Below are 12473 nucleotides of genomic sequence, written 5' to 3'. Positions count from 1 at the left end.
GCTCCAACAAAAAAAAGCCTGCATTTCCATGCAGGCTTTTTTATTTGCCGAGGACCGATCAGAGAACGTCGCTGGCGTGGTCGGCGAGGCGGGAACGTTCGCCGCGCGCGAGCGTGACGTGCCCGCTGTGGTTCCATCCCTTGAATCGATCGACGACGTAGGTCAGACCGCTCGAACCTTCGGTCAGGTAAGGCGTATCGATCTGCGCGATATTGCCGAGGCAGATGATCTTGGTGCCCGGGCCCGCGCGCGTGACAAGGGTCTTGATCTGCTTTGGCGTCAGGTTCTGCGCCTCGTCGATGATCAGGAACTTGTTGACGAAGGTCCGGCCGCGCATGAAGTTGAGCGACTTGATCTTGATGCGCGAGCGGATCAGGTCTTGGGTGGCCGCGCGGCCCCATTCGCCGGCGTCGTTGTCCGACTTGTTCAGCACTTCGAGGTTATCGTCGAATGCACCCATCCACGGCGACATCTTTTCCTCCTCCGTGCCGGGCAGGAAGCCGATGTCTTCGCCGACCGGAACCGTGACCCGGGTGACGATGATCTCGTTGTAGAGCTTGGTCTCCAGGACTTGCGCAAGTCCGGCCGCAAGTGCCAGCAGCGTCTTGCCGGTGCCCGCCTGGCCGAGCAGGGTGACGAAGTCGCACTCGGGGTTCATCAGGAGGTTGAGGGCGAAATTCTGCTCCCGGTTGCGCGCGGTAATGCCCCAGACGCTGTTCTTGCCGTGGGTGTAGTCGCGCAGGGTCTGGATGACGGCGGTCCTGCCGTTGATTTCCTTGACTTGTCCGTAGAACGGCGCCTCGCCGGTGCTCGGCTCCATGAAGACAAACTGGTTGACCAGGAAGCTGGGCACCATCGGTCCGGTCAGGCGGTAGAACGTGTAACCGGTACCGTGCTTGTTTTCCTGCCAGGACTCCATGCCCTTTGCATGCTTGTTCCAGAAGTCGTCGGACAGCTGGAGGATGCCGGAGTAGAGCAGGTCGGTATCTTCCAGCACATGGTCGTTGAAGTACTCTTCCGCCGGCAGGCCCAACGCGCGGGCCTTGATGCGCATGTTGATGTCCTTGGACACCAGCACGATGGGGCGGCCGGGGTACTGCACTTCGAGTGCGCGGACGACACCCAGGATCTGGTTGTCCGCCTTGCCGATCGGCAGGCCTTCGGGAAGTTCGCCGATCTCCAGCCTGGTCTGGAAGAACAGCCTGCCCTTGGCATCCTTGTTGCCCAGCTTTGAAAGCGGAATGCCTTCCTCGATCGCGTGTTCCTCGATGCCGGCAACGAGCGCGTCGAGCGAGCGCGATACCTGGCGTGCGTTGCGCGCCACTTCGGACATGCCCTTCTTGTGGTTGTCCAGTTCCTCCAGCGTCATCATCGGCAGGTAGACATCGTGTTCGTCGAAGCGGAACAGCGAAGTCGGATCGTGCATCAGCACGTTCGTGTCCAGCACGAACATCTTGGTCACGCCCATCTTGTCGCCGATGCGGCTGGCGCTGGACTTGATCAGGGTCTCGACTGCCTTCGGTTTGGCGCTACGCTTCGCAGCGGGTGCCGCCGGTGCTTTTTCCGTTTTTGCGCGTGCCTGTGGTGCCTCTGCAGCGGGGGCTGCGGTTTCTACGAGGGTCATCACAGGTTTTGCCGGTTTTCCTTTCTCTACCTTCGGATAGTCTTGGGTTGAGAGCATTGTTGCTGGCTTGGTCGGCAATTTGGGCAGTGGCATCAGTACCTCAATCTAGAAATGTGTTGAATGGACTACGCGCGGGGTGCAAACAGAGGTTGGAAGGTTGGACAACGGGGAGGGGGAGGGAATTGCAGAAGCAAAAAGGCCGTTTGAGGGGGAGGCTCGGCGCCTCTTCCACAAACGGCCTTCGGTAAGGAAATTCTTTCAAATTCAATGGGTTCAGGGTGTTACGCGAGAGCCTTCACGAACTCGAGCACTTCATCTACGTGCCCAGGTACCTTTACTCCACGCCATTCTTTCACCAATTTCCCGGTGCCGTCAATGATAAATGTACTGCGTTCAACACCGCGCACCTGCTTGCCGTACATGTTTTTCATTTTCATCACATTGAACATGACGCACAGGGTTTCATCCGGGTCCGAGATCAGTTCGAAGGGCATTTCCAACTTGGCCTTGAAGCCTTCGTGGGAGCGGATGCTGTCGCGGCTTACGCCGAAGATCTCGGCATTTGCAGCCTGGAACTGCGGATGCAGATCGCGGAACTGCATCCCTTCGGTGGTGCAGCCCGGCGTGTTGTCTTTCGGGTAGAAGTACAGGACGATCGTCTTCCCCTTGTAGTCGGACAACCTGAAGGTCTGGTTGCCGGTCATCGCAGCGGAAAACTCGGGAACGATCAAATTCAATGCAGATGGGCTTTCGGCCACGCTCTTCTCCTGGTCCATATGGGTTGTCGCTTGTGGCGAGGTTATTGTTGTTTCGTCCGCGGCATTGTGCGGCGCATCCGCGATGTTAGCGAATGTTCATCTGCTTGGGAACCTTGATCGCGGCTTCAGGCGCCAGCTGGCGGTCCTTCGAAGATCAGTGCGAGCACGACCTTCCGGCCTTCCGCCATCAGGATGTTGTAGGTGCGGCAGGCAGCCTGGCTGTCCATGCACTCGACGCCGATGTGCCGTGCAGTCAGCGCGGTGACCAGGCGCGGGTGCACGAAACGCTGTCTGGCGCCGGTGCCGAGGATGACGACGTCCGGCGATACGGCGCCGATTTGCGCAAAGTGTTCCGCCGTCAGTTCGTCGAAGGAGCGCGGCGGCCATGCAACCGGCGCCGCTTCGGGTTGGACGAGCAGGCTGTACGAAAACCGGACCGCGTTGATTTCGACCCCGGTCTCGTCATAGCCGGTGACAGTCTGGTAATGCTGTGTGGAAGTGGTGTGGAGCTTCATGACGCAATAGACACGCCGATGGGCGTGAATTTCCGACAATTAGAGGAAAAAGATGGGGCATTGTAGCGTTTTCCGAGCTAAAACTCCCCGGCCCGCATTGATAAAACTACTTGCTTTCGGCAAAATGGGTATTTTTGGCGGTGCACCATTGCATCCCAACTTTTGCTTTTACTACAAGGGATTGCTTCAGTGCGACCGATTCAGAAATCCAAGAAGCTGGCAGACGTCTGCTACGACATCCGCGGACCCGTCCTCGAGAAGGCGAAGCAGATGGAGGACGAGGGCCACAAGATCATCAAGCTGAACATCGGCAACCTCGCCGTATTCGGTTTCGATGCGCCCGACGAGATCGTGCAGGACATGATCCGTAACATGCCAAATGCGGCCGGCTATACGGATTCCAAGGGCATGTTCGCACCGCGCAAGGCGATCATGCATTACACGCAGGAAAAGAAGATTTCCGGCGTGACCATCGAGGACATCTACATCGGCAACGGCGCCTCCGAACTGATCGTCATGGGCATGAACGCACTGCTCAACACCGGCGACGAAGTGCTGGTGCCGGCACCGGACTATCCGCTCTGGACGGCGGCAGTCAGCCTATCCGGCGGGAAGCCGGTTCACTATGTATGCGACGAAGAGTCCGGCTGGTTGCCGGATATCGACGACATCAAGAAGAGGATCACGCCGAACACCAAGGCCATCGTCGTCATCAACCCGAACAATCCCACCGGCGCGCTGTACCCGGTCGAGCTGCTGCAGCAGATCGTGGAAGTGGCACGCCAGCATCATTTGATCGTCTTTGCCGACGAGATCTACGACAAGACGCTGTACGACGGCGAGAAGCACACCTCGATCGCATCGCTGGCTGAAGACGTGCTGTTCATCACCCTGAACGGCCTGTCGAAGAATTACCGCTCGTGCGGCTACCGCTCGGGCTGGATGGTGGTGTCGGGCGACAAGAAGCCGGCGAAGGATTACATCGAAGGGCTGAACATGCTCGCTTCGATGCGCCTGTGCGCGAACGCGCCGGGACAGTATGCGATCCAGACGGCGCTGGGCGGGTATCAGAGCATCGACGACCTCGTCGGCCCCGGCGGGCGGCTGCTCAAGCAGCGTGACCTGGCGCACAAGCTCCTGTCGGACATTCCCGGCGTGAGCTGCGTCAAGCCGAAGTCCGCGCTCTACATGTTCCCCAAGCTCGACCCGAAGATTTATCCGATCAAGGATGACCAGCAGTTCGCCTACGAACTGCTGGCGGAAGAGCGCGTCCTGATCGTGCAGGGGACCGGCTTCAACTGGATTGCGCCGGACCACTTCCGCGTCGTGTTCCTGCCGAACTCGGACGACTTGACGGAAGCCATCGGACGCATCGCGCGTTTCCTCGAAGGTTATCGCAAGCGCCACGCGATCGCGGCGTAAGTTTCACCATTGAAGTACCTCCGTGTTCCGGCGCTTGCCGGACTCCCGCAGCGTTATATTTTTGAAGACTATGAAACCCATCAAAGTAGGCTTGTTAGGCATCGGTACCGTCGGTTCCGGCACATTCAACGTTCTGAAGCGTAACCAGGAAGAGATTACGCGCCGTGCCGGCCGCCGAATCGAGATTGCCATGGTGGCTGATCTGAACACCGCGCGCGCCAAGGAACTGACCAACGGCGAGTGCGAAGTCGTCAGCGATGCCAACCTGGTGGTGGATAATCCCGAAATCGATATCGTCATCGAGCTGATCGGCGGCTACGGCATCGCCAAGGAACTGGTGATGAAGGCGATCGCCAACGGCAAACATGTGGTCACCGCCAACAAGGCCCTGCTCGCCACGCACGGCAATGAAATCTTCAAGGCGGCGCAGGACAAGGGCGTGATGGTCGCGTTCGAAGCCGCGGTTGCCGGCGGCATCCCGATCATCAAGGCGCTGCGCGAAGGCCTGACTGCGAACCGTATCCAGTGGATCGCCGGCATCATCAACGGCACCACCAACTTCATCCTGTCCGAGATGCGCGACAAGGGCCTCGACTTCGACGTCGTGCTGAAGGAAGCGCAACGGCTCGGCTACGCGGAAGCCGATCCCACCTTCGACATCGAGGGCGTCGATGCCGCGCACAAGGCGACCATCATGTCGGCGATTGCCTTCGGCATTCCCGTCCAGTTCGACAAGGCGCACGTGGAAGGCATCACCAAGCTGCAGGCGACCGACATCCGTTATGCGGAACAGCTCGGCTACCGCATCAAACTGCTGGGTATCGCCAGGCGGACCGCTGGCGGCATCGAACTGCGCGTCCATCCGACGCTGATCCCGGCCAAGCGCCTCATCGCCAACGTCGAAGGCGCGATGAATGCGGTGCTGGTGCAGGGCGACGCGGTCGGCGCAACGCTGTACTACGGCAAGGGCGCAGGTTCGGAGCCGACGGCATCGGCCGTGATCGCCGATCTCGTCGACATCACCCGCCTGGCGACCGCAGACCCGGAGCACCGCGTTCCGCACCTCGCATTCCAGCCGAACGCGATGGTCGACACGCCGATCCTGCCGATGTCAGAAGTCACCACCAGCTACTACCTGCGCATGCGCGTTTCCGACCAGCCAGGCGTGCTGGCTGACGTCACGCGCATCCTGGCGGACTCGTCGATCTCCATCGACGCCATGCTGCAGAAGGAGCCGGACGAAGGCGAAACCCGCACCGACATCATCATGCTGACGCACCAGACGCAGGAAAAGAACATCGTTGCTGCGATCGGGAAAATCGAGGCATTGCCGACCGTGGTCGGCGAAGTCACCAAGATCCGCCTCGAACAATTGAGCTGATCCTCCCAGCCCATAAAAAACGGCCTGAAGACGCGACGTCTCCAGGCCGTTTTGCTTTTCTGCTCCGGATTCAGCGGTGCGTCACGACGAGCAGTGCCTTGGCCTCCGTTTTGCCGACATTCCGGATCGCATGGCTGCGGTCCGCCACGTAGCGCGCGGTGCCGCCTGCCTTCAGTTTTTTCGTCACGCCATCGACTTCCACCTCCGCCGTGCCGTGCAGGAGCGTGAGGTATTCCGTGGTTCCGGGATCGTGCGGATTGGAGACCAGCGCGCCCTCCGGCGCAAGCGTCAGCTCGTACCACTCATACTTTCCCGCAAGCTCCATCGGCCCGAGGATGCGCAGCACATAGCCGGCATGCGCGCCGGGGAGGGTGGGTGTCTCGTGCGGCTCCAGCACGTGGATCGGTTCCGGCTCCGGCCTTTCGCTCGACAACAATTCCTCGATGCCAATGCCGAGCGCATTGGCCAGCCGCCACGCGACCGCAATGGTGGGATTGGCTTTTTCCCGCTCGATCTGCGACAGCATGGACTTGGAAACGCCCGCCGCCCGGGAAAGGTCGTCCAGGGTCAAGCCGCGCTTGAGGCGCAGCTTCTGCAGGGTGGCTCCCACTTCCGGCGGGGAACTCGGCGGATTGATCTTTTTCATAACAGGATGCTTGCAAAGTTCAACGGCTCTACTTAATATTCGATATATTGAACTTATGTTCTAAATAGTGAATTCGGTGAATTATATTGAAATTGCATCGTAGCAGATGCCGCCGGAGATGAATACCGCCGGGCAGGCCCGGCATCAACGAATAAGTGGAGAGAGGCGATGGGCGACAGGAATGCGAGGGAAAGTTTTTACGCCGGGTTGGCATGCAATCTGGACAACCTGCGGGAACAGGGCCTGTACAAGCCCGAGCGCGTGATCGCGTCACGCCAGGGCGCTGAAGTGGTGTGCGACGACGGCCGGCGGCTGATCAACCTGTGCGCGAACAACTATCTTGGCCTGTCGGGCGACGAGGCGACGGTGCGCGCGGCGATCGAGGCGACGGAGACATACGGCTATGGCCTGTCGTCGGTGCGCTTCATCTGCGGCACGCAGACCGTGCACAAGCAGCTCGAGCAGGCGCTGTCCGAATTCCTGGGTATGGAAGACACCATCCTGTATGCCGCCGCCTTCGATGCCAACGGCGGGGTCTTTGAGCCCTTGTTCGACGAGAACGACGCCATCATTTCCGATGCACTGAACCATGCTTCCATCATCGACGGCATCCGCCTGTGCAAGGCGGCGCGCTACCGTTACCAGCACAACGACATGGCCGACCTCGAAGCGCAGTTGCAGGCGGCGCAAGGCAAGCGACACAAGCTGATCGTGACCGACGGCGTATTCTCCATGGATGGCACGATCGCGCAGCTCGACAAGATCTGCGACCTCGCCGACAAGTACGGCGCACTGGTCATGATCGACGAATGCCATGCGAGCGGCTTCATGGGCAAGACCGGGCGCGGCACGCATGAACATCACAACGTGATGGGCCGCATCGACATCATCACCGGCACGCTGGGCAAGGCGCTCGGCGGTGCGATGGGCGGGTTTACCTCGGCGCGCAAGGAAGTGATCCAGACGCTGCGCCAGAAATCCCGTCCCTACCTGTTCTCGAATTCCCTGGCGCCGTCGATTGCCGGCGCCTCCCTGTCCGTACTGCAGCGCCTGTCTTCCTCGACGGAACTGCGCGACAGGCTGCATGCCAATACCGCCTATTTCCGCAAGGCGATCAGCGAGCTCGGTTTCACGATCAAGCCCGGCACCCATCCGGTGGTGCCTGTGATGCTGTTCGAGGCACCCCTGGCGCAGAAATTCGCGCAGCGGCTGTATGAGCTGGGCGTGCTGGTCACGGGATTCTTCTATCCGGTCGTCCCGATGGGGCAGGCGCGCGTGCGCGTGCAACTCTCGGCGGCGCACTCCACGGAGCAGCTCGACCGCGCGCTGGCGGCATTCCGGCAGGCGGGGCAGGAACTCGGTCTTTTGAAGAATTGAAGGAGCAGAACAATGGAACGTATTCTCGTCATCGGCGCCAACGGCCAGATCGGCAGCGAACTCGTCGATGCATTGACCGCCCGCTTCGGCAAGGAGAATGTCATTGCATCCGATATCGGGCCGTGCAGCCGGTTCGGCGTCGACAACTATGAAACGCTGGACGTGCTCGACGCCAACCGCCTCGCGCAGCTTGTCGACCGTTACGCCATCACGCAGGTGTACCAGCTGGCCGCGCTGCTTTCCGTCACCGGTGAACAGGCGCCGCTGAAGGCATGGACCCTGAACATGAACGGTTTGCTCAATATCCTCGAACTCGCCCGCGAACGCGGTCAGGCAGGCAAGCCGCTGAAAGTGTTCTGGCCATCGTCGATTGCCGCCTTCGGACCGCACACGCCCGCAGTGGATACCCCACAGCTGGCCGTGATGGACCCGACCACCATCTACGGCATCAGCAAGCAGGCGGGCGAGCGCCTGTGCGAATACTATTTCAGCAAATTCGGGGTGGACGTACGCAGCATCCGCTATCCGGGAATCATCAGCCACAAGTCGCCGCCCGGCGGAGGCACGACGGACTATGCGATCGCGATCTTTCACGCGGCTGCGCAAGGGCAATGCTACGAGTGCTACCTCGGCGCCGACACGACCCTGCCCATGATCTACATGCCCGATGCCATCCGTGCAACGATCGAATTGATGGACGCGCCCGGCGGCGAGGTGCGCGTCCGCTCCGCCTACAACGTGGCCGGTCTGAGCTTCAACCCGCGGGAGTTGGCCGAGGCCATCCGCAGCCGCCTGCCGGCATTCGAAATCCGATATCGTCCCGACCACCGGCAGGCGATCGCCGACTCCTGGCCGCAGAGCCTGGATGACACCTATGCGCGCGCCGACTGGGGCTGGAAGGCAAGGATCGGACTGGGCGAGCTGGTGGATGACATGCTGGCCAATATCCGTCCGGAAGCGCGCAAGCTCCACCACGCCGCATAAGGAAAATGCCGCTGCGCAGTGGGGCGGCAGTTATAATGCAAGATTCGGCTGGCAGCGCCTTCGCCCGCGGAGGCGCCGCAGCGGTCTCATTATTAAATTTTCAAGAATTTATGCAATACGTCTCCACTCGCGGTCAATCCCCGGCGCAATCGTTCTCCCAAATCCTCCTCGGCGGCCTTGCCCCGGACGGCGGCTTGTACCTGCCGGTCGAGTACCCGAAGGTCAGCGGCGCCGAGCTCGACGCATGGCGCAAGCTGTCCTATGCAGACCTCGCAGTGGAAGTGTTGAAGAAGTTCGCGACGGACATTCCAGAAGCCGACCTGAAGGAACTTGCCCGCAAGACCTATACCGCCGACGTCTACCGCAATGTTCGCGCCGGTGAGGATGCCTCGCAGATCACGCCTCTGCGTGTGCTGGAAAATGCGAACGGCACCAGCCTTGTCCTGCAAGCCTTGTCCAATGGCCCGACGCTGGCCTTCAAGGACATGGCGATGCAACTGCTCGGCAACCTGTTCGAATATGCGCTGGCGCGCGAGCATGCCGAGCTGAATATCTTCGGCGCAACCTCCGGTGATACCGGCAGCGCGGCCGAGTACGCGATGCGCGGCAAGAAGGGCATCCGCGTGTTCATGCTGTCGCCGCACAAGAAGATGAGCGCGTTCCAGACCGCGCAGATGTTCAGCCTGCAAGACCCCAACATTTTCAACCTCGCCGTCCAGGGCGTGTTCGACGACTGCCAGGACATGGTGAAAGCCGTCTCCAACGACTTGGGGTTCAAGGCCCGCCACAAGATCGGCACGGTCAACTCGATCAACTGGGCGCGCGTCGTCGCGCAGGTGGTGTACTACTTCCGCGGCTACCTCAGCGCGACGACGGCCAACGAACAGAAGGTCTCGTTCACCGTGCCGTCCGGTAACTTCGGCAATATCTGCGCCGGCCATATTGCCCGCATGATGGGCCTGCCCATCGACAAGCTCGTGGTCGCGACCAATGAAAACGATGTGCTCGACGAGTTCTTCCGCACCGGCGTGTATCGCGTGCGCAAGTCGGCCGAAACCTATCACACCTCCAGCCCGAGCATGGACATCAGCAAGGCGTCCAACTTCGAGCGCTTCATTTTCGACCTGCTCGGCCGCGATGCCGACCGTGTGCGCGCACTGTTCAGAAAGGTGGAGACGCACGGCGGCTTCGACCTGTCCGGCAAGCCGGGCAGCGATGGCGACGAGTTCGCCAAGGTCGCCCAGTACGGATTCGTGTCCGGCAAGTCGGTCCACGCGGACCGCGTCGCGACGATCCGCGACGTGCATGCGAAGTACGGCGTGACGATCGATACGCATACCGCCGACGGCGTGAAGGTGGCCCGCGAGCATCTCTCGCCCGGCGTGCCGATGATCGTCCTGGAGACGGCGTTGCCGGCCAAGTTCAACGAGACCATCCGCGAAGCCCTTGGACATGATGCCGAACGTCCGGCCGGCTTCGAGAACATCGAGTCCCTGCCGCAGCGCTATGAATTGATGCCGGCGGACGTGGAAAAGATGAAGGCATTCATCGCGAAGCATACTGGTCTGTAACCCGATCCCTTTTTCGAGGCACCGGTTGAGCATGACTGAAAAGAAACCCATGTTGAGTGCGCCGGAAGCACTCGATATCCTGCTCTCGGCCGTCCGGCCGATCGCCGAAACGGAAGTCCTGCCGACGCTCGAAGCGAACGGCCGCGTGCTGGCCGTCGACCAGACATCGCAGCTCGACGTCCCGCCGATGGACAACACGCAGATGGACGGTTATGCCGTGCGCGCGGAAGAGTGCGCGAGCGGTAATGCGCAGCTGCGGGTGTCGCAGCGCATCCCCGCCGGTGTCGTCGGCCAGCCGCTGCAACCCGGCACCGCGGCGCGTATCTTTACCGGCGCCATGATCCCGGAGGGTGCGGATGCGGTGGTGATGCAGGAACAGTGCGAAGCCGGCGGCGACAGCGTCATCGTGCGCCATGCGCCCAAGACCGGCGAATGGATCCGCCGCACCGGCGAGGATATCCGGGCCGGCAGCATCATTCTTTTCAGAGGCACGCGCCTGCGCGCACAGGAACTGGGGCTGGCCGCATCGGTCGGCCTGGCCGGCCTGCCGGTCGTGCGCCGTCCGCGCGTTGCGGTCTTCTTCACCGGCGACGAACTCGCCATGCCCGGCGAAGCGCTCAAGCCCGGCGCCATCTACAACTCCAACCGCTTCACGCTTCGCGGCCTGCTCGAAAACCTCGGCTGCGAGATCACCGATTACGGCATCGTCCCCGACTCGCTCGACGCCACGCGCGACACCCTGCGCAAGGCCGCGGCCGGGCACGACCTGATCATCACCTCCGGCGGCGTCTCGGTCGGCGAAGAGGACCACATCAAGCCCGCGGTGGAAGCCGAGGGGCGCCTGAACATGTGGCAGATCGCGATCAAGCCCGGCAAACCGCTCGCCTTCGGCGAGATTCGGCGCGAAGAAGCCGGTAGCGCGTATTTCATCGGCCTGCCCGGCAATCCCGTATCCAGCTTCGTGACCTTCCTGCTGTTCGTCCGGCCCTTCATCCTGCGCCTGCAGGGCGTGGCCGACGTCGCACCCCGGGCCTTCGCCATGCGCGCCGATTTTTCCTGGCCCAAGGCAGACCGGCGCAATGAATTCCTGCGCGCCCGCATCAATCCCGCGGGCGGCCTCGACCTGTTCGCCAACCAGGGCTCCGCGGTGCTGACCTCGACGACCTGGGCCGACGGCCTGATCGACAACCCGCCGGGAAATGTGATTTCACCCGGCGATACCGTACGCTTTCTTTCTTTCAGCGAACTGCTTTACTGAACCATGAACATCCAACTCCGCTTCTTTGCCAGCGTACGCGAGGCACTCGGCACCAGCCAGGAGTCCGTCACCCTGCCGGACACGGTCGCCACCGTCGGCGATGTCCGCGCCTGGCTGCGGGAACGCGGCGGCGTCTGGGCGGAAGCCCTGGCGGAGGGCAGGGCGCTGCGCATGGCCTGCAACCAGCAGATGACGGATGCCGGCACGCGCATCAGCGAAGGCTGTGAAATCGCCTTCTTCCCGCCCGTCACAGGAGGCTAGTCCCGCCATGGCTATCCGCGTCCAGACCCAGGATTTCGACCTCGGCGCAGAGGTGGCGGCATTGCGCAACGGGCAGGCCCAGGTGGGTGCCGTCGTCGCATTTGTCGGCACGGTGCGCGACATGAACGAGGGCTCCGGCGTCAGCGAGATGGAGCTGGAGCACTATCCCGGCATGACCGAAAAGGCGCTGGAAGACATCGTTGCGCAGGCGAATGAGCGCTGGTCCATCATCGATGCGCTGGTGATCCACCGCGTTGGTCCGCTGCAACCGCTGGACCAGATCGTGCTCGTGGCCGTGACCTCGGCCCATCGCGGCGAGGCGTTCCAGGCCTGCGAGTTCATCATGGATTACCTGAAGACGCAGGCGCCGTTCTGGAAGAAAGAAGTGACCCCGCAAGGGGCGCGCTGGGTGGATGCGCGCGTCACCGACGATGAAGCGCTGGCGAAGTGGGGAATCCAAAGCGGCAATTCCGGCGGGTGATGATTTAAGAACCGTAGGGTGGGTGAGGCGAAGCGAAACCGACCTTTAGTCGCCTGGTGGGTTTCGCTTCGCTCTACCCACCCTTCTATGATGCGTTTGAAGTCAAGTCGTTTTGCAAATTCATCCGTGTCGTTTTTGCGTAGGCCGTCGGCCGTCATGGCCGACGGAACCGGCGTGGTGTTTCTTCATCGGTCG

At 61.5% G+C, this 12473-nt stretch carries 12 protein-coding genes; 8 read left to right on the top strand and 4 right to left on the bottom strand.

All coding sequences use genetic code 11. The features are described 5' to 3' along the window. Positions 1–58 precede the first annotated feature (58 nt). The 3 genes from VFF99_RS09810 to VFF99_RS09800 all read right to left on the bottom strand — a co-directional run bounded on the left by VFF99_RS09810 (position 59) and on the right by VFF99_RS09800 (position 2897). Entirely contained in the window at positions 59–1681 is a 1623-nt protein-coding gene (locus VFF99_RS09810; protein WP_414691525.1) for a PhoH family protein, read from the bottom strand. Between the two features lie 224 nt (positions 1682–1905). Beyond that, positions 1906–2400 carry a peroxiredoxin gene (locus VFF99_RS09805; protein ID WP_325017350.1) on the bottom strand — a complete coding sequence of 165 codons (495 nt, stop codon included), beginning with the start codon at positions 2398–2400 and terminating at the stop codon, positions 1906–1908. Between the two features lie 107 nt (positions 2401–2507). Then, positions 2508–2897, bottom strand: coding sequence for an Mth938-like domain-containing protein (locus VFF99_RS09800; protein WP_325017349.1), 390 nt, complete (start codon positions 2895–2897; stop codon positions 2508–2510). 189 nt (positions 2898–3086) lie between these two features. On the opposite strand from VFF99_RS09800, the gene VFF99_RS09795 reads away from it, so the two are divergent. Further along, positions 3087–4319 (top strand): pyridoxal phosphate-dependent aminotransferase, encoded by a 1233-nt coding sequence (locus tag VFF99_RS09795; RefSeq protein ID WP_325017346.1) that lies wholly within the window; start codon positions 3087–3089, stop codon positions 4317–4319. 70 nt (positions 4320–4389) lie between these two features. Continuing rightward, a complete protein-coding gene (locus tag VFF99_RS09790) occupies positions 4390–5700 on the top strand; it encodes a homoserine dehydrogenase (RefSeq protein WP_325017344.1) in 1311 nt (436 codons plus the stop codon). Positions 5701–5770: 70 nt separating this feature from the next. On the opposite strand, the gene VFF99_RS09785 is transcribed toward VFF99_RS09790, so the two are convergent. After that, positions 5771–6346, bottom strand: a complete 576-nt coding sequence (locus VFF99_RS09785) for an XRE family transcriptional regulator (protein ID WP_325017342.1) — start codon at positions 6344–6346, stop codon at positions 5771–5773. Between the two features lie 168 nt (positions 6347–6514). On the opposite strand from VFF99_RS09785, the gene kbl reads away from it, so the two are divergent. The 6 genes from kbl to moaE all read left to right on the top strand — a co-directional run bounded on the left by kbl (position 6515) and on the right by moaE (position 12278). Then, positions 6515–7723: a glycine C-acetyltransferase gene (gene kbl / locus VFF99_RS09780; protein WP_325017340.1), complete on the top strand. Its 1209-nt coding sequence runs from the start codon at positions 6515–6517 to the stop codon at positions 7721–7723. 12 nt (positions 7724–7735) lie between these two features. Further along, a complete protein-coding gene (locus VFF99_RS09775; RefSeq protein WP_325017338.1) occupies positions 7736–8707 on the top strand; it encodes an NAD-dependent epimerase/dehydratase family protein in 972 nt (323 codons plus the stop codon). Between the two features lie 110 nt (positions 8708–8817). Continuing rightward, positions 8818–10278, top strand: coding sequence for a threonine synthase (gene thrC, locus VFF99_RS09770; RefSeq protein WP_325017336.1), 1461 nt, complete (start codon positions 8818–8820; stop codon positions 10276–10278). A 31-nt stretch (positions 10279–10309) separates the two neighbouring features. Then, positions 10310–11536, top strand: coding sequence for a gephyrin-like molybdotransferase Glp (gene glp / locus VFF99_RS09765; RefSeq protein ID WP_325017334.1), 1227 nt, complete (start codon positions 10310–10312; stop codon positions 11534–11536). A 3-nt stretch (positions 11537–11539) separates the two neighbouring features. Next, positions 11540–11797 carry a molybdopterin converting factor subunit 1 gene (gene moaD, locus VFF99_RS09760; RefSeq protein ID WP_325017333.1) on the top strand — a complete coding sequence of 86 codons (258 nt, stop codon included), beginning with the start codon at positions 11540–11542 and terminating at the stop codon, positions 11795–11797. Positions 11798–11804: 7 nt separating this feature from the next. Then, positions 11805–12278, top strand: a complete 474-nt coding sequence (moaE, locus tag VFF99_RS09755; protein ID WP_325017331.1) for a molybdopterin synthase catalytic subunit MoaE — start codon at positions 11805–11807, stop codon at positions 12276–12278. The last annotated feature ends 195 nt before the right edge of the window (positions 12279–12473 follow it).

Source organism: Noviherbaspirillum sp., assembly GCF_035654295.1.
In the GTDB taxonomy this organism is placed as follows: domain Bacteria; phylum Pseudomonadota; class Gammaproteobacteria; order Burkholderiales; family Burkholderiaceae_D; genus Noviherbaspirillum.
The sequence above is the reverse complement of the archived record's forward strand: the minus strand, read 5'-3'. Positions and strand labels throughout refer to the sequence as shown.